Source organism: Mycolicibacterium baixiangningiae (assembly GCF_016313185.1).
Classification (GTDB): domain Bacteria; phylum Actinomycetota; class Actinomycetes; order Mycobacteriales; family Mycobacteriaceae; genus Mycobacterium; species Mycobacterium baixiangningiae.
Genome location: NZ_CP066218.1, coordinates 21,904 through 38,822 on the forward strand (window position 1 = coordinate 21,904; position 16,919 = coordinate 38,822).

18 protein-coding genes are annotated in these 16,919 nt (G+C 68.1%); 8 read left to right on the forward strand and 10 right to left on the reverse strand.

The features are described from left to right. The first annotated feature begins 10 nt into the window (after positions 1–10). The 5 genes from I7X18_RS00110 to I7X18_RS00130 all read left to right on the forward strand — a co-directional run bounded on the left by I7X18_RS00110 (position 11) and on the right by I7X18_RS00130 (position 3,697). A complete protein-coding gene (locus tag I7X18_RS00110; RefSeq protein WP_193045280.1) occupies positions 11–190 on the forward strand; it encodes a hypothetical protein in 180 nt (59 codons plus the stop codon). Positions 191–287: 97 nt separating this feature from the next. Beyond that, a complete protein-coding gene (locus I7X18_RS00115; RefSeq protein WP_193045279.1) occupies positions 288–1,157 on the forward strand; it encodes a phage major capsid protein in 870 nt (289 codons plus the stop codon). Next, positions 1,157–1,486, forward strand: a complete 330-nt coding sequence (locus tag I7X18_RS00120; protein ID WP_193045278.1) for a hypothetical protein — start codon at positions 1,157–1,159, stop codon at positions 1,484–1,486. The genes I7X18_RS00115 and I7X18_RS00120 overlap by 1 nt, the downstream gene beginning before the upstream one ends. Positions 1,487–1,818: 332 nt before the next feature. Next, complete coding sequence (locus tag I7X18_RS00125) at positions 1,819–2,724, forward strand: LysR family transcriptional regulator (RefSeq protein WP_193045277.1); 906 nt, start codon at positions 1,819–1,821, stop codon at positions 2,722–2,724. Between the two features lie 106 nt (positions 2,725–2,830). After that, entirely contained in the window at positions 2,831–3,697 is an 867-nt protein-coding gene (locus tag I7X18_RS00130; protein WP_193045276.1) for an alpha/beta fold hydrolase, read from the forward strand. 9 nt (positions 3,698–3,706) lie between these two features. On the opposite strand, the gene cwsA is transcribed toward I7X18_RS00130, so the two are convergent. Then, the gene (gene cwsA, locus I7X18_RS00135; protein ID WP_193045275.1) at positions 3,707–4,120 is read right to left on the reverse strand and encodes a cell wall synthesis protein CwsA; all 414 of its coding nucleotides are present in this window, start codon (positions 4,118–4,120) and stop codon (positions 3,707–3,709) included. Positions 4,121–4,227: 107 nt separating this feature from the next. Between cwsA and I7X18_RS00140 the strand changes: the two genes are divergently transcribed. Further along, a complete protein-coding gene (locus I7X18_RS00140; protein ID WP_193045274.1) occupies positions 4,228–4,755 on the forward strand; it encodes a peptidylprolyl isomerase in 528 nt (175 codons plus the stop codon). Positions 4,756–4,788: 33 nt separating this feature from the next. Here the strand turns inward: I7X18_RS00140 and I7X18_RS00145 are convergent, their stop codons facing one another. Both I7X18_RS00145 and crgA read right to left on the reverse strand, forming a co-directional pair. Further along, a complete protein-coding gene (locus I7X18_RS00145) occupies positions 4,789–5,208 on the reverse strand; it encodes a PH domain-containing protein (RefSeq protein WP_193045273.1) in 420 nt (139 codons plus the stop codon). A gap of 154 nt (positions 5,209–5,362) precedes the next feature. Then, on the reverse strand, positions 5,363–5,647 hold the full coding sequence (gene crgA, locus I7X18_RS00150; RefSeq protein WP_193045272.1) for a cell division protein CrgA: 285 nt from the start codon (positions 5,645–5,647) through the stop codon (positions 5,363–5,365). Between the two features lie 66 nt (positions 5,648–5,713). Here crgA and I7X18_RS00155 point away from each other — a divergent pair, with 66 nt between their 5' ends. Together I7X18_RS00155 and I7X18_RS00160 are read left to right on the forward strand one after the other, a co-directional pair. Next, entirely contained in the window at positions 5,714–6,550 is an 837-nt protein-coding gene (locus tag I7X18_RS00155; RefSeq protein ID WP_193045271.1) for a DUF881 domain-containing protein, read from the forward strand. Between the two features lie 23 nt (positions 6,551–6,573). Beyond that, positions 6,574–7,248, forward strand: a complete 675-nt coding sequence (locus I7X18_RS00160; RefSeq protein WP_193045270.1) for an aminodeoxychorismate/anthranilate synthase component II — start codon at positions 6,574–6,576, stop codon at positions 7,246–7,248. Here the strand turns inward: I7X18_RS00160 and pknB are convergent. The 7 genes from pknB to I7X18_RS00195 all read right to left on the reverse strand — a co-directional run bounded on the left by pknB (position 7,226) and on the right by I7X18_RS00195 (position 16,841). Next, positions 7,226–9,100 carry a Stk1 family PASTA domain-containing Ser/Thr kinase gene (gene pknB, locus I7X18_RS00165; RefSeq protein ID WP_193045269.1) on the reverse strand — a complete coding sequence of 625 codons (1,875 nt, stop codon included), beginning with the start codon at positions 9,098–9,100 and terminating at the stop codon, positions 7,226–7,228. The two genes, I7X18_RS00160 and pknB, sit on opposite strands and share 23 nt — an antisense overlap. Next, a complete protein-coding gene (locus I7X18_RS00170; RefSeq protein WP_193045268.1) occupies positions 9,097–10,416 on the reverse strand; it encodes a protein kinase domain-containing protein in 1,320 nt (439 codons plus the stop codon). Before I7X18_RS00170 ends, pknB begins: the two co-directional genes overlap by 4 nt. A 31-nt stretch (positions 10,417–10,447) precedes the next feature. Further along, on the reverse strand, positions 10,448–11,923 hold the full coding sequence (pbpA, locus tag I7X18_RS00175) for a D,D-transpeptidase PbpA (protein WP_193045267.1): 1,476 nt from the start codon (positions 11,921–11,923) through the stop codon (positions 10,448–10,450). Beyond that, positions 11,920–13,335, reverse strand: coding sequence for a peptidoglycan glycosyltransferase RodA (locus I7X18_RS00180; RefSeq protein WP_193045266.1), 1,416 nt, complete (start codon positions 13,333–13,335; stop codon positions 11,920–11,922). Before I7X18_RS00180 ends, pbpA begins: the two co-directional genes overlap by 4 nt. Next, complete coding sequence (locus I7X18_RS00185; RefSeq protein WP_193045265.1) at positions 13,332–14,810, reverse strand: PP2C family protein-serine/threonine phosphatase; 1,479 nt, start codon at positions 14,808–14,810, stop codon at positions 13,332–13,334. The genes I7X18_RS00180 and I7X18_RS00185 overlap by 4 nt, the downstream gene beginning before the upstream one ends. Then, positions 14,807–15,271 (reverse strand): FHA domain-containing protein FhaB/FipA, encoded by a 465-nt coding sequence (locus I7X18_RS00190; RefSeq protein WP_193045264.1) that lies wholly within the window; start codon positions 15,269–15,271, stop codon positions 14,807–14,809. The genes I7X18_RS00185 and I7X18_RS00190 overlap by 4 nt, the downstream gene beginning before the upstream one ends. A 142-nt stretch (positions 15,272–15,413) precedes the next feature. Continuing rightward, a complete protein-coding gene (locus I7X18_RS00195) occupies positions 15,414–16,841 on the reverse strand; it encodes an FHA domain-containing protein (protein WP_193045862.1) in 1,428 nt (475 codons plus the stop codon). Between the last annotated feature and the right edge of the window lie 78 nt (positions 16,842–16,919).

Genomic DNA, 16,919 nt, shown 5'->3' on the forward strand with positions numbered 1-16,919 from the left:
AGGAGAAGGCATGGCAGACCTGCAGAACCTATCCGAGGAAGTCGCGGAGGCAATTCTGGCGCAGATTCGCGACACTGCTCCGCGCCACTCGGGAGGCGAAGCGCTGGCGCACCTCGCGAACGCTTACGCAACAGTGGTCGGAGCGATGCCAAGGCCGAAAAGCGGGGGGCGAAACGCGGTTACCGCCTGATTCTCCGGTATTCTGGAGGGGTCGGTCCTGGTGGCCGGCCCCTTCTCCGTCCTGACGACGTGGGCACCGAATCCACTCGAATCGTTAGGACACTCCCATGGCTGTATCGACGACCTCTGCAAGCGAACTCACCGCCGAGCAGGTCATCAAGATCCTCGTCAAACCGCTCGAGGAGGCCGCGAAGTTCCTCGCCGCCGGCCCCCGGATCTTCGACACCGCCTCCCCGATCCGCATCCCCAAACTCGGCGGCCCCACCGTGGTGTCGTGGGTCGGTGAGAACGAACAGATCCCCGAGGCCAATCCCGACTTCGACGAGATCGAGCTGCTCCCCTCGACGATGAAGTCACTTAAGACGCTCACCCGCTACTCCAACGAGCTGGCCCGCCAGTCCGTCATTGCCCTTGACGCCGCGCTGAAGGACCGCCTCGTGACCGACGTCGCCGCCAAGCTCGACTCGCAGCTCTTCTCCGCCTCCGGTGACGGAACCACCACCCCACAGGGATTGTTCGCCTGGTCGGGTACCCAGACCCTCGCTGTCGGTGGTGCGCTGACCCTCGACCACCTGCATGACGCCGAAGCCCTCGCCCTCGGGGCCAACGTCGACCCCACGAGCATGCGGTGGGTGATGACGTCCCGCGAGCTGATCAAGCTTCGGAAGATCAAAGATTCGGACGGCCGATACATTGTGCAGTCCGATGTCACCGCGGCCGGCGGCTACACCCTGTTGGGGCACAACGTGATTGTGAGCAACCGTGTCCCTGACACCACCGGCGGCACCGCCACCGCCCGCGCCGCCCTCGTCGACTTCAGCAAGGTCGCCGTAGCCCGCGACCTGGCACCCTCGGTGAAGGTGCTCGACCAAACCTTCGGCGACTACGACCAACTGGCCCTGCGGGTCGTCTGCCGCTACGACGCCAAGCCGCTGAACGCCGAAGCCGTCGTGAAGCTCACCGGGATCACCATCTGATGCCCGCCGTCTACCCCGCCGATGTCGTCACCCTCACCACCGAGGGCGACGGCACAGCACTTGCCGTGGCCGAGCAGATCGTGCCGCTCGTCACCGCGATGGCCAAGGCTTACACCAGAGGCCGCGGGTTTCACGACAACGGCGAACCGTTCGACGACGTTGCCGCAGCGATCGCCACAGCCTGCGCCCGATTCATGGGCAACCCCAAGCAGGCGCTGGAGGCCCAGACCATGGGACCGTTCACCCGAGATCACCGGTCTCGGGGATTCGAGGGCTGGACCCTCGCCGAGCAGTCCGTCCTGAACCGGTACCGCAAACGGGCCATGTAAAGACCGGTAGCCGGGGGCACGGGCGTCAAACCCACTTTCAACTGGTGTTTCCTTTCATGGGCAAAGGACTGCCAAGACGGGCTTGGTCAGCCCCAGCGGTACCTGCGCCAACCCCGGCTGCCCAACTTCTGCCCACAACTTGCCCACAGTTACAGTTATCTCTACTGAGTCACAGTGACGTAATTCTGCAGTGTGTGCATGACTCCAACCCCTGAACTGCACCGTGATTCGCCTTTGCAAGGCAGATGTCAGGAGTTCGAATCTCCTAGGCTCCACTCTCTTCGTTTTTCATGGGCGCGCGCGTCCCCTCACCCCCGGGCTACGTTGTTCGTGTGGAGCTCCGGCAGCTGGAGGCGTTCGTCGCCGTGGCCACCGAGCTGCATTTCGGGCGGGCGGCGCAGAAGCTACACGTCAGTCAGCCGACGCTCAGCGATATGGTGCGGCGTCTGGAACGCGAGCTGGGCACTCCCCTGCTGAACCGTACGACCCGCCGGGTTGTTCTGACCACGGCCGGCGTCGAGATGCAGCGGCGCGCCCAGCTGATCCTCGACGAGGTCAACAACGCCGCGGCTGCCGTGCACCGAATGGCCGACGGCGATGTCGGGACGGTGCGCGTCGGTGTCACACCGCCGGTCGCGCCGGTGCTCGCGCCGCATCTGGCCGCGGCGTTGCGTGCTGAGGCCCCCGAGGTGGAGATCACGGTCAGCCGGATGTGGCTGCACGACCTGGAGCGTGCCCTCGTCGAGGCCACCGTCGACGTCGCGATCACGTGCAGCCCCGTTCCCGGATCCCACAGTGCGCTCACCGAAGTCGTCTGCGGTGAGGATCTTCTGGTGGGATTGCGGCCCGATCACCGGTTGGCCGGACAGGAAGCGGTGTCGCTGTCCGACCTGGCCGACGAAACGTTCGGTATGCCCAGCGAGGCGTTGTTTCCTGCATGGGCACTCGCGCATCAGGACGCGTTGCGTGAGGCGGAGGTGGCCCCGCCGATCGTGGAGCTCGTCGACACCGACCTCACGTCCCGTAAGTGGGCCGAGCAGGCCGGCGTCGACTGGATCATGACGACGGCGTCGGTCGCCGCGCCCGACATGAACGCCGTCCTGCGGCCGATGGCACCACCCCGGCTGATCCGGTTCATGGTGCACTGGATTCCCGGTCAGGCGCCCAACCCGGCGGTGGCCCGCTTCGTCCGGTTGGCTCGCACCGCCGAACTCCCCCCGGGGTGGATCAGGCTCTGATTGATAGGCAGCGCCGATAACTGTTCTGCGCAAGTGCCGCTTTTTCTCGACGTGAATGGTGCGCAATCTGGTGGGAGCCATGCCACGCGTCCGAGAAGAGGCTTCCATGACGTCATTCAGCACCCGTCACCAGACCGTCCAGATCGACGGTCTCGACGTCTTCTACCGAGAGGCCGGCGACCCATCCAAGCCGACTGTGCTTCTGTTGCACGGCTTTCCGTCCAGCTCGCACATGTTTCGCAATCTGATCCCCGCTCTGGCCGACGAGTACCACCTCGTGGCACCCGATCACATCGGGTTCGGGCGCTCGGCGATGCCGTCGGTCAACCAGTTCACCTACAGCTTCGACCGGCTGACCGAGATCACCGAGAAACTCATCGATCGCCTGGAGCTGGACCGGTTCGCGATCTACATCCACGACTACGGCGCACCGATCGGCCTGCGCATTGCGAGCTCGCGACCCGAACGCATCACGGCCATCATCAGCCAAAGCGGTAACGCGTACCTCGAAGGCTTCACGCCGTTCTGGGACATATTGTTCGCTCACGCCGAAGACCGTGCAGCCAACGAGGACGGGGTGCGCGCGTACTTCACGCTCACGACGACGAAATGGCAATACACCCACGGCGTTCCGGCCGACCGACTCGATCGGATCGCACCCGAAGCCTGGTTGCTCGATCAGGCGGGGCTGGACCGGAGGGGCAACGACGCGATCCAGCTGCAACTGTTCTGGGATTACCAGTTCAACCTCGACGGCTACCCGAAGTTCCAGGAGTACTTCCGTACGCATCGGCCGCCGCTTCTCGTCACCTGGGGCCGCAACGACGAGATCTTCGGTGCGGCGGGAGCCGAGGCCTTCCGGCGTGACCTCCCGGACGGAGAGTTCCACCTGCTCGATACCGGCCACTTCGCTCTGGAGACACACGGAGAAGAAATCAGCGGCTACATACGCGACTTCCTCGGGCGGCTCTAGACGTGTGACCTACGGCTTGGGAGTCACCTCCACGCTCGGCGGCAGCGGCGACGGCTCCGGCTTCATCGAGCGGCGCACGATCGAGAACGTCACCGCGCCCACGGCGAGCACGCCGGCGCCCACCCCGAGCGCCAGCAGACGCTTGCGCCGCCGGCCGCCGTCGCGGGCGTTCTGGATGGTCTTTGGCAGAGCGCTCACCGCCTCCTGGGCGGCCACCAGTTCCCCGACGAGGGTCTGCTGCGCGACGGCGAGCTGACGGCGCAGCTGCCCCTTGCGGTAGCGCCGGCGCAACTCCGCCGCGGTCGCCTGCGCGGAGTCCACGCCCACCCCGACAACGCCTCGCGTGACGTCGACAGGACCGACGGCGGTGTACTTCAGGCCGCGGGCCAATCGCTGCTGCGGGGTCAGGGGCTTCAGGCTCATGCGGTACCTCTTTCGCGACGGTTCGGCGGGTGGGGTGGGAGTGGGTACAGCCTGCCATCCCGGGTGCGGTGTCAGCGAGCAATCCACGGATGGCAGACTGACATCCCGTGACGAGCCCCATTCAGACCGCGACGGCGACCCTGCACACCAATCGTGGCGACATCAAGATTGCCCTGTTCGGAAACCACGCACCCAAGACGGTGTCGAATTTCGTCGGACTGGCGCAGGGCACGAAGGACTACAAGGGTGAGAACGCCTCCGGCGGCACGTCGGGTCCGTTCTACGACGGTGCGGTGTTCCACCGCGTCATCTCCGGCTTCATGATCCAGGGCGGCGATCCGACCGGCACCGGGCGTGGCGGGCCGGGCTACCAGTTCGCCGACGAGTTCCACCCCGAGCTGCAGTTCGACAAGCCCTACCTGCTCGCGATGGCCAACGCAGGCCCGGGCACCAACGGTTCACAGTTCTTCATCACCGTCGGCAAGACTCCCCACCTCAACCGCAAGCACACCATCTTCGGTGAGGTCGTCGACCCGGATTCGCAGAAGGTGGTCGACGAGATCGCCTCGACCGCGGTCGACCGCAACGATCGCCCGAGCGATCCGGTGGTCATCGAATCGATCACCATTTCCTGATCGACTGACCGACCGTTTGACCTGACGACGCCCTTACTGCGCGCCGGTGTACCCGGCCGCGGTGAGGGCGTCGAGTACGTCGAGGGGGTCGGCGCCCAGATCCCAGCGGGTGAGCACGTGCAGCCCGTCGTCGGTCGTCTCGATCTCGAGTAGCCGCTGCTTTCGGGCCAGCCGCCGGAACTCCGTGATCCGGACGAGTTTGACGTCGGCGGGCGTGAGTACCCGGGTGTTCCACCAACCGCGGACCGCAACGCCGTCCGCGGTGATTGCCAGTTTTGGTCGTGCACGCCACGACATGATTGCAAACGTGACTAGTCCCACTGCGGCAACGCCGCCGAGGATGCGCCCCGGAGGGTCTGTGACAACCGTCACAGCCGCGATAGCCATCACCACACCCAAGAGCCCACAACCTGCGATTCCGAGCGTGGGTGGGCTCCACTCACTTTGCTGCATGCGTTCTGCACACCCTCTTACCGCTGCCGATGGGGTTATCCACAAGTGCTATCCCCAATGGGGATGAACTACACGGATGTGATTGGTCCGCCCCGGCGTTGCTGAGAAGTTCGCCGAGCGAACGAGAAATGAGGTCATTCCTCGGTTCTGCGGCTCAACGCCAGCGCATCGTGAGCAAAAGTCCGGTGATCATGAAGGCAAACGCGATCGCGTAGTTCCACGGACCGAGGTCGGCCATCCACTGGAGCATGCTCGGCGAGTCGACCGGGTTGGTTGCGGCCAGCTGGAAAACCAGTAGCCAGATCAAGCCGATGAGCATCAGCCCGATGAACAGGACGACGAACCACACGCTGGACGGCCCGGCCTTCACCTTCACCGGAGTCCGACTCACCTGGTTGATGGTGAAGTCGTTCTTCTTACGGACTTTGGACTTGGGCATGGTCACCTTCGGAGGCTGTCGGCGTCGCACATCAACCGGTGCGGAGACCGGCCTCTCAATGCGACGATGGTGCAGATGCCCCCTGAGCCTAACGTAGGACCCGACCGGGAATCGCCGCCCACGAAGCAGGCGGCCCCGGCCGGACCGGCTCGTGCGGCCGCCGCCCGCCGGTCCGGGTGGCGCTTCGGGGTGCCGCTGGTGTGTCTGGCCGCCGGGCTGTTGCTGGCGGCCACCCACGGGGTCTCCGGCGGTGACGAGATCCGCCGCAGTGATGCGCCCCGGCTCGTCGACCTCGTCCGCGAATCCCAGCAATCCGTCGACCGGCTCGGCGCAGAGCGCGACGCTCTCGCGGGCGCCGTCGACGGCCACCACGGCGGGTCCCCCGGCACCGACGCGGCGTTGACCGCGATCACCAAGCGGTCCACTGCGCTGGCGGTCGACGCCGGGCTGGATCCGGCGAAGGGCCCGGGCCTGGTCGTCACCCTCAACGACGCCCAACGCGACGCCGACGGCCGGTTCCCCCGGGACGCCTCCCCCGACGATCTGGTGGTCCATCAGCAGGACATCCAGGCCGTGCTCAACGCGCTGTGGAGCGCCGGTGCGGAGGGCATCCAGATGCAGGACCAGCGGATCATCGCCACCTCCGCGCCGCGCTGTGTCGGCAACACCCTGCTGCTCAACGGCCGGACGTACAGCCCGCCCTATGTCGTCACCGCGATCGGCGACGCCGGCGCCATGCAGGCCGCGCTGTCGGCGTCGCCCCTGGTGTCGCTGTACCGCCAGTACGTGGTGCGGTTCGGGCTGGGCTACACCGAGGAACCGCGCGCCGAGGTCGAACTCGTCGGGCATTCCGAACCCGTGCGCATGCAGTACGCCGAGCCGATCGGCCCCCTCGGGTACTGACGCACCGCATGTAACCTGGCCGAATGCAGTTCTTGGTCGTCGACAACTACGACAGCTTCGTGTTCAACCTCGTCCAGTACCTCGGACAGCTCGGGGTGGACGTGACGGTGTGGCGTAACGACGACAGCCGGCTGGGGACCGACGGCGATATCGCGAAGGCCGCCGAGGACTTCGACGGTGTGCTGTTGAGCCCCGGACCGGGCACCCCCGAACGCGCCGGGGCGTCGATCCCGCTGGTGCACGCGTGTGCCGACGCCGGCACTCCCCTGCTCGGCGTGTGCCTGGGCCACCAGGCGATCGGCGTCGCGTTCGGCGGCACCGTCGACCGCGCCCCCGAGCTGCTGCACGGGAAGACCAGCGTCGTACATCACACGAATGCCGGTGTGCTGCAAGGCCTTCCGGATCCATTCACGGCCACCCGCTATCACTCGCTGACCATCCTGCCCGACACGGTCCCCGACGAGCTCGAGGTCACCGCGCGCACACCCGGCGGAGTGATCATGGGTGTGCGCCACACCGACCTGCCGATCCACGGGGTGCAGTTCCACCCCGAGTCGATCCTGACCGAGGGGGGGCACCGGATGCTGGCCAACTGGCTCGGCTACTGCGGCAGCGCGCCCGACGAGGAACTGGTGCGTCGCCTCGAGGACGAGGTCGCCACCACGGTCGCGGCCGCTACGACGCGAAGTTCAGCGTGATCCTGCTGTCGAAGTTCACACCCGAACCCGGCGCGGGGTTCTGACGCACGACGGCGTTGGTGCGCTGACCGCTGTTCGGCACGTCGGCGCCCTTGTCGAGCCCGCCGGTCCAGCCCAGCGCGCGTAATCGCGGCTCCGCGTCGGCCCAGACCTGACCGGTCAGGTCCGGCATCACGAACTGGTTACCTCGCGACACCTGAAGCTGGACCAGCGTGTCCACCGGCACACTCTCACCGGCGGTCGGACTGGTGCCGATGACCTGGCCACGCGGTTCGGTGCTGTCCACCTCGGCGGGCACCGAATTGCCGAAGCCCGACGCGGTGAGGATCTGCTGCGCGGAATCCACCGTCTGTCCGACGACGTCGGGAACGGCGCGGCTCTCGGGGCCCGAGCCGACGATGATCGTGATCTCGTTGGTGATCGCCGACGTCTGGTTGGCCGGCGGGTTCGTGGCCATGACCCGGTCCTTGAGTTCCGGCGTCGACGGTGAGGCCTGCTGGCGGAAGCGCCCGAACCCGGCGTCGGTGAGTTCGCGCACCGCCTCGGCGTAGGTCAGCGACTTCACGTCGGGTACCTCGCGCTGCTCGGGGCCGGTGGAGACGTTGAGGGTGATCTCCTCGCCGGCGGCGGCCTCGGTGTCCGCCTCGGGCGCCGTGCCGATCACGTGGTCGGGCGGTACCTCGGAGTTCGGCTCGTGCTGGGTGCGCACCGTGAAGCCGGCGTTCTGCAGCTGGGCGATCGCCTCCGCCGAGACCTCACCGCGCACGTCGGGCACCTGAACGGCGCGGGTCTCACCGCCGTAGGTGTTGATCGCCACGGTTACCACGACCGTCAGGATCGCGAGCACGGCGACGGCCACGATCCAGCGACCCAGGGACCCGCCACGGTTGCGCTCGGCGAGGCGCGGCTCGGGCCGGGGCATGTGGGCGATGGGTTCGGTGCGGTCGGAATGCGGCGCCGCGGACAGCATCGACGTCCGCTCGGCGTCGGTGAAGACCTTCGGCGCCTCGGGGGGTTCGCCGCTGTGCACGCGGACGAGGTCGGCACGCAGTTCGGCGGCCGTCTGGTAGCGGTTGTCCGGGTTCTTCGCCAGCGCCTTGAGCACCACGGCGTCCAGATCGGGCGTGATGCCCGCATGCCGCTGCGACGGCGGCACCGGATCCTCCCGCACATGCTGGTAGGCCACCGCGACGGGCGAGTCGCCGACGAACGGCGGCTCCCCGGTGAGCATCTCGTAGAGCACGCAGCCCAGCGAGTAGACATCCGAGCGGGCGTCCACCTTCTCGCCGCGCGCCTGCTCGGGCGAGAGGTACTGCGCGGTCCCGATCACGGCCGCGGTCTGGGTGACGCTGTTGGCGTCGGCGAGCGCCTTGGCGATGCCGAAGTCCATCACCTTCACCGCGCCGGTCTTGCTGATCATGATGTTCGCCGGTTTGACGTCGCGGTGGATCGTGCCGTGCTGGTGGCTGAAGTTCAGCGCCTGGCACGCATCGGCGATGACCTCGAGCGCCCGCTTCGGCGGCATCGGCCCCTCGGTGTGCACGATGTCGCGCAGCGTGACGCCGTCGACGTACTCCATCACGATGTAGGGCAGCGGGCCGGCGGGCGTCTCGGCCTCACCGGTGTCGTAGACCGCGACGATCGCGGGGTGGTTCAGCGCGGCCGCGTTCTGCGCCTCTCGCCGGAACCGCAGATAGAAACTCGGATCACGGGCGAGGTCGGCGCGCAGCACCTTGATCGCGACGTCGCGGTGCAACCGCGTGTCACGGGCGAGGTGGACTTCCGACATCCCGCCGAAGCCGAGGATCTCGCCCAGCTCGTAGCGGTCGGACAGGTGCTGTGGGGTGGTCATGTCTGTGTCTGGAGCCATGTCTGTGCTGGGGCCGGCAGCGCCCATAGGTGCGCGGGCGCGGTGACTGCGTCGGGGCGGGGTGCCCCGGAGATGTCTCCACCATGACCGATGACCGCAGAAGAGGTCCACTCGGGCATAGCGGCGGGCGATTGGAACGGCGTGGTCTCGGTGATGGTGTTGGTGACGGTCGGTGGCGGCACTTCCCGGTCTTTGCGGTCCTGCGCGTTGAGCACGATCAGGATCGCGATGACGATCGCGAGCGCACCGAGTACGCCGGCGGCCCACAGCAGTGCCCGCTGACCCGAGGAGAACGTACGCCGCGGCGGGGGCGGCCGGTGGATCGCGCCGGTGGGCCGCGCACGGGCCGCGGTGACCGGCGCCCGCCCGGTGAGGTCGGCGGCGGCGCGGGCCTGAGCGGCCGAGGGGACCGCGGCGGGGGTCGCGCGCCCGATGGTCGGCGCCTGGTTCGGCCGTGGGGGGCGGCGTCCCGCGCGCACGGCGGCCACCGCGTCGGCGAACGGCCCGCCGGAGCGGTACCGCATGCCGGGATTCTTGACCAGCGTGATCTCGATCAGCTCGCGCACGTTGGGCGGCAGATCGGCGGGTAGCGGCGGCGGGGTCTCCTTGATGTGCTTCATCGCGACGGTCAGCGCACCGTCACCGGTGAAAGGCCGCTTCCCCGAGACGGATTCGTAGCCGACCACACCGAGTGCGTAGACGTCACTGGCGGCGGTCGCGTCGTGCCCCAGGGCCTGCTCGGGAGCGATGTACTGCGCGGTGCCCATCACCATGCCGGTCTGGGTGACGGGCGCGGCGTCGACGGCCTTGGCGATACCGAAGTCGGTGAGCTTCACCTGGCCGGTCGGGGTGATGAGGATGTTGCCTGGTTTGACGTCGCGGTGCACCAGGCCCGCGGTGTGCGCGACCTGCAGCGCGCGACCGGTCTGCTCGAGCATGTCAAGGGCATGCCGCAGCGAGAGCCGGCCGGTGCGCTTGAGCACCGAGTTGAGCGGTTCGCCGTTGACCAGTTCCATCACCAGGTAGGCGGTGCGGCCCTCACCGTCCAAATCGGTCTCGCCGTAGTCGTAGACGCTGGCGATGCCCGGGTGGTTGAGCATCGCGACGGTGCGCGCCTCGGCGCGGAACCGTTCGACGAACTCCGGGTCGGTGGAGTACTCGGCCTTGAGGACCTTGACCGCGACGCGGCGGCCCAGCCGGCTGTCGACGGCCTCCCAGACCTGCCCCATACCGCCGGTGGCGATGAGTCGCTGGAGCCGGTAGCGGCCGGAGAGGGTGACGCCGACGCGGGGGCTCATTGCTTGCCTCGCTTCGCTCGGCTGCGGGGGCTCATGAGCCCTCCCGCAGGGCGGCGGCGATCGTCGCGCGGCCGATCGGGGCGGCGATCGATCCGCCGGTCGCCGAGAGCCGGTTACCGCCGTTCTCGACCAGGACCGCCACGGCGACCTTGGGAGCCTGTGCCGGAGCGAATGCGATGTACCAGGCATGGGGCGGAGTGTTGCGGGGATCAGTCCCGTGCTCCGCAGTGCCCGTCTTCGAAGCGATCTGCACGCCGGCGATGGCTCCCTTCTGCTGCGTCTGCTGCTCGGCGCCGACCATCAGGTCAGTCAGTGTAGCCGCGACCTCGGGTGACACCGCCCGGCGCTCTTCGACCGGGTCGGTCGTGGTGATGTTTGCCAGGTCGGGTCCGCGCAGGCTGTCGACCAGGTAGGGCCGCATGGTCACCCCTTCATTCGCGATGGTGGCAGCGACCATCGCGTTCTGCAGCGGTGTCAACGCCACGTCCCGCTGCCCGATGCTGGACATCCCGAGCGCCGCGGCGTCGCCGATGGGGCCGACCGTCGATTCGGCGACCTGCAGCGGGATCGGCGCGGGTGCGGTGTCGAGCCCGAAGGCGGACGCGGTGCTCTTCAGTGCCTCCGTACCGGTGTCGATGCCCAGTTCGACGAAGGCGGTGTTGCACGACCGGGCGAAGGCTTCGCGCAGCGGTGCGGTCGGGCCGCCACCGCAGGCCGAGCCGCCGAAGTTCTCTAGCGACACGGTGCTGTTCGGCAGTGGGACGCGCGGCGCCGCGGTGAGTTGGGTGTCCGGGGTGGCGCCGTTCTGCAGTGCGGCGGCGGTGGTGATCACCTTGAACGTCGAACCGGGCGGGTAGGTCTCCGAGATGGCGCGGTTGACCAGCGGGTTGTCCGGATTGTCGCGCAACTGCTGCCACGCCGCGGTCTGCTCCTCGACGTCGTGGGTGGCGAGCAGGTTCGGATCGTAGGACGGCGCGGACACCATCGCGAGGATCTTGCCCGTCGACGGGTCCAACGCGACCACCGCGCCCTTGCACGGCCCGCCGCAGCCGTTCTCCATCGCCTCCCACGCTGCTTGCTGCACCTGCGGGTTCAGCGTGGTCACCACATTGCCGCCGCGCGGATCGCGGCCGGTGAAGAAGTCGGCCAGCCGGCGGCCGAAGAGCCGCTCGTCGGATCCGTTGAGGATCGTGTCCTCCGCGCGTTCGAGGCCGATGCTCGAATAGGTCAGCGAGTAGAACCCGGTCACCGGCGCGTAGGCCGCCGCGTTCGGATAGACGCGCAGGAACCGGAACCGTCCCGGGGTGGACACCGAATACGCCAGAAGCTGCCCGCCGGCGGTGATCTGGCCGCGCTGCCGGGAGTACTCGTCGAGCAGCACGCGCTGGTTGCGCGGATCAGTGCGCAACCCGTCGGCGGTGAACACCTGGGTGATGGTGGCGTTGCCCAGCAGCAGCACGATCAGCACCATGATCGTGACGGAGATGCGACGCAGTGAGGTGTTCATACCTTGTCGATCACCTCGGTGCTGGCGGCCGCGAGCGGCGTCTGCTGCTGTGGTTTGGCGTTGGTGATCGGCCGGCGGGCCGCGTGCGAGATCCGCAGCAGGATGGCCAGCAGCAGGTAGTTGGCCAGCAGCGACGAACCGCCGTAGGACATCCACGGGGTGGTCAGCCCGGTCAGCGGGATCAGCCGGGTCACGCCGCCGACCACGATGAACAGCTGGATCGCCAGCGTCGAGGCAAGCCCGGCGGCGAGCAGCTTGCCGAAGCTGTCGCGCACGGCGATCGCGGTGCGCAACCCGCGGACCACGAGGATGGTGTAGAGCATGAGCACGGCGGAGAAACCGACCAGGCCGAGTTCCTCACCGACCGCCGCGATGATGAAATCCGTCGACGCCGCAGGCACCGTTCCCGGCTGGCCGTTGCCCAGTCCGGTGCCGAAGATGCCGCCCGTGGCGAAACTGAACATCGACTGCACCATCTGGTAGCCGGCGCCCTCGGGGTCGGCGAACGGGTCGAGCCAGGTCTGCACCCGCACCCGCACGTGACCGAAAAGGTAGTATGCCGCAACGCATCCCACCGCGAACAGCGACAGCCCGATCGCCACCCAGCTGATGCGGTCCGTCGCGACGTAGAGCAGCACCAGGAACGAGGTGTAGAGCAGTAGCGACGTGCCGAGGTCCTTCTCGAAGACCATCACCGCGATCGACGCCATCCACGCCGCCAGCAGCGGGGCGAGGTCGCGTGGCCGGGGCAGGTCCATCCACAGGAAGTGCTTGCCCGCGCTGGTGAACAGTTCGCGCTTGTCGACCAGGACGGCGGCAAAGAAGATCAGCAGCAGGATCTTGGAGAACTCGGCGGGCTGAATCGAGAAGCCCGGCAACTCGATCCAGATCTTGGCGCCGTTCTGCTCGGACATGGAGGCCGGCAGCACCGCGGGGATCGCCAGCAGGACCAGACCCGTCAGCCCGCAGACATAGCCGTAGCGGGCGAGCATCCGGTGATCACTGAGAAGCGTTATGACACAAGCGAATCCGATGACCCCAACCAGCGTCCACAGCATCTGCTGGTTGGCGGTGCCGCCCAGGCCTTGCTCGATCAGCTCACCTTGGGCGAGGTCGAGGCGGTGGATCATCACCAGACCCAGCCCGTTGAGCAGCGCCACCACCGGAAGGAGCAGCGGGTCGGCGTAGGGGGCGTACCGGCGGACGGCGAGGTGCGCACCGCCGAACAGCGCCAGGTACCCGGCGGCGTACTGGGCCAGGTCCCAGCTGATGCCCTGTTCCTGGTTGGCCTCCACCATCAGCAGGGCGATGGTGGTGATGACCGCGGCGAAGGCCAGCAGTAGCAGTTCGGCGTTCCGCCGATTCGGCAGTGGCGGGGTGACCGTCACCGGCGACTGCGGCTGGGTGGTCATGATGCCGCCCGGCAGGTCGTTCCCGGTTGTGGTGGCGGGGGTGGCAGCGCAGTCACGGTGGGGGAGGGCGGCGGGGGCGTCACCGTCGTCGGCGTCTCAGGGGCGGGAGAGGTGCCCGGACGCGGAGAAGCGCCCTCGCCAGGGGATCTCGTGGGCGAGGGCGTCGGAGTGGGCGGGGGTGGCGGCGTCTGCCGCGTGGTCGTGGGCTGGGTGGGGCAGATCGGCAACACAGAACTTCGGGCCAGTTCCTCGATCTGCGCGATCGCCTCGTCGAGGGAGCCGCCGGGAAGGCCCGCGACGACCTGGGCGCGCTCCGACTCGCGCATGTCCTGCACGTCGAGCAGTTGGCAGCCGCGGTTCGCGCCGGACTGGCCCGCGCTGATCAGCGAGAGCTCGTCGCGGGCGTTGAGGCAGCCGAGGAGGTACGGCTCCTGCAGGGAGTAACCGAGAAACGAGCCGTCCACGCCCCGCATGATCGACACGATGCCGTCATGCGCCGTGACGTAGTAGTTGCTGCGCACGATCTCGCGGCCGATCGCCATACCGGCGAGCACCACCAGCACCAGCAGCGTGGCGGCGATGATCATGCGGCGCCGCGACCGTGGCTTCTTGACGGGCTCTTCCGGCGGCACCACAACACGTTTGGGCGCATTACGTTTCGGGTTGAACGCCGACGCGCGTCCGGCCGCGGTGTTCGGCGGGGGCTGATCGTCGTCGCCGGAGACGGCGCCGGCCAGGATTGGGGCGGTCTGGCCGTAGTCGTAGTCCACGACGTCGGCGACGACCACGGTGACGTTGTCGGGTCCGCCGCCGCGCAGCGCCAATTCGATGAGCCGGTCGGCACTTTCGGCGACGTCCGGGATCTGCATCGCCTCGGCGATGGTCTCGTGGCTGACCGGATCCGACAGCCCGTCCGAGCACAACAGGTAGCGGTCGCCGGCGCGGGCCTCGCGCATGATCAGCGTCGGCTCGACCTCGTGTCCGGTCAGCGCCCGCATGATCAGGGAGCGCTGCGGGTGGCTGTGCGCCTCTTCGGCGGTGATGCGGCCCTCGTCGACGAGGGTCTGGACGAATGTGTCGTCCTTGGTGATCTGCGTGAGTTCACCGTCACGCATGAGGTATCCGCGGGAATCGCCGATGTGGACCAGCCCCAACCGGTTCCCGGCGAACAGGATCGCGGTGAGGGTAGTGCCCATGCCCTCGAGTTCGGGGTCGGCCTCCACGTGGGCCGCGATCGCCGTGTTGCCTTCGCGCACCGCACGGTCGAGCTTGCTGAGCAGATCGCCGCCGGGTTCGTCGTCGTCGAGGTGGGCGAGCGCGGCGATGACGAGCTGTGAGGCGACCTCCCCGGCGGCGTGACCGCCCATACCGTCGGCCAGCGCCAGCAGCCGGGCGCCAGCGTAGACGGAGTCCTCGTTGTTGGCGCGGACGAGACCGCGGTCGCTGCGCGCGGCATACCGGAGCACGAGTGTCACGGGCGTAGCTCGATCACCGTCTTGCCGATCCGAACCGGCGTGCCCATCGGAACCCTTACCGCAGTCGTCACCTTCGCCCTGTCAAGGTATGTGCCGTTGGTCGATCCTAGGTCTTCGACATACCACTCCGACCCGCGCGGCGAGATCCGGGCGTGCCGCGTGGACGCGTAATCGTCGGTCAGAACCACGGTCGAGTCGTCGGCCCGCCCGATCAGCACCGGCTGGGCGCCGAGGGTGATCCGTGTGCCGGCCAACGCACCCTCGGTGACGACGAGCTGCCGGGCCACGCTGCGTTGCCGGCTGGGCAGTAGCGAGCCCCGCAGCGCCAACCCGCGGCGCACCATGACCGCACCGGTCGGCGCGTAGATGTCAGTACGCAGGATGCGCAGCACTGACCAGATGAACAACCACAGCAGCAGCAGGAAGCCGACACGCGTCAGCTGCAGCACCAACCCCTGCATCTGACGTCCTCTCCGTGTTCACCTCACGCCGGTATCACCGTCGGGCGTGCGCCTGCTGGCAACGTCACGATACTTGGGGTGGCGATCGGCACGAAGACGAAGCCGACAGCTTGACCTGAACGTGACCGGGCGCCGCGTGTGCTCAGTGCACGCGCACGATGATTTCGGAGTGGCCCAGACGGATGACGTCGCCGTCGGCGAGCTGCCATTCCTGGACCGGCGCGTTGTTCACGGTGGTGCCGTTGGTGGAGTTCAGATCGGACAGCAGGGCCACCTGACCGTCCCAGCGGATCTCCAGGTGGCGCCGGGACACCCCGGTGTCCGGAAGGCGGAACTGGGCGTCCTGGCCGCGGCCGATGACGTTCGCGCCCTCGCGGAGCTGGTAGGTGCGGCCGCTGCCGTCGTCGAGCTGCAGGGTCACCGAGGTGCCGCTGGCGCTGGCCGGGTAGTCACCCTGGGTGTAGCCGCCGGCGTAACCGCCCGCACCCTGGCCGTAGTCGTAGTCCCGACCGGCGGGCTCGCCGTAACCCGGATCGCCGTAGCCGCCGGCGGGTTCGCCGTAGCCACCGCCGGGTTCGGCGTAGCCGCGGCCGTAATCCTGCCCGTAGTCCTGACGGCCGCCGGCCGGGGCACCGTAGCCGCCGCCGTAGCCACCCTGATCCGGGTAACCGCCCTGGTCGGGGTAACCGGGACGCGGTTCACGCCCGTAGCCGCCGTCCTCGTGACGGCCGGGGCCGGGGGGACGGCCGTAGTCGTAGTCCGCACCGGGTGCGCCGTAGCCGGGCTGGCCGCCGGGAGGGGGCGGGTATGCGCCCGGGCCCTGACGGTAACCCTGGTCGTAGCCGCCAGCGGGCGGGCCGTAGCCACCGGGACCGCGCTGGTCGTAGGGCTGCTGATAGCCGCCCTGGTCGGGGTAGCCACCCTGTTCGGGGTAGCCGCCGCCTTGCTCGGGGTAACCACCGCGGGGCGGCGGGTAGGCGCCCTGCTCCGGGGGTGTGTACGGAGCGCGGGGCTCCTGGCCACGGGGCTCATCCTGGGGACGGCCGTAGCGGTCGTCGTAGTACTCGTCGCCGGGCCGTCCCTGTCCCTGGCCCTGGCCGCCGCCGCGGTAAGTCGGGTTGTCGCTCATCGGTGGTACTCCTGATTCTGCGGGGAACGCATGGTCTCGGTGTGCTGGGGCGGGTTCGCCGGTGGTCGAGTCGGGGTTGACCACACCACGAGCGCGGAACTGTCCAGTGTGCAGATTAGGTGTCTGTTCGAATTTGACGACCACATCACCATACGTTTGCCACCCCTGCTCACGGATGTATCCCTCCAGATGCTTGGCGAAAGTGGACGCGGTCAGGTCAGGATCAGCGCTTACCTTCTTATGGTCGGGCACACTGAGGGTAATTACGTACTCATTCGGGGCCAAAACGGGACCGCTGCCGACGGGGCGGGTGCCCGCCTCGGCTTCGCGCCTCAGCAGGGCCTCAACCTCCTGCGGCACAATCGAACCGCCGAAAACGCGGGCGAACGCGTCGCCGACCGTGGACTCGAGTTTGCGCTCGAAGCGGTCCACCAGACCCATGTCACCGCCCGCCTCACTCGTCGCCGTTGCGTCGTGCCTGCTCACACTGCCGGACCGCCGCGTGTCAGCTGGTCCCGG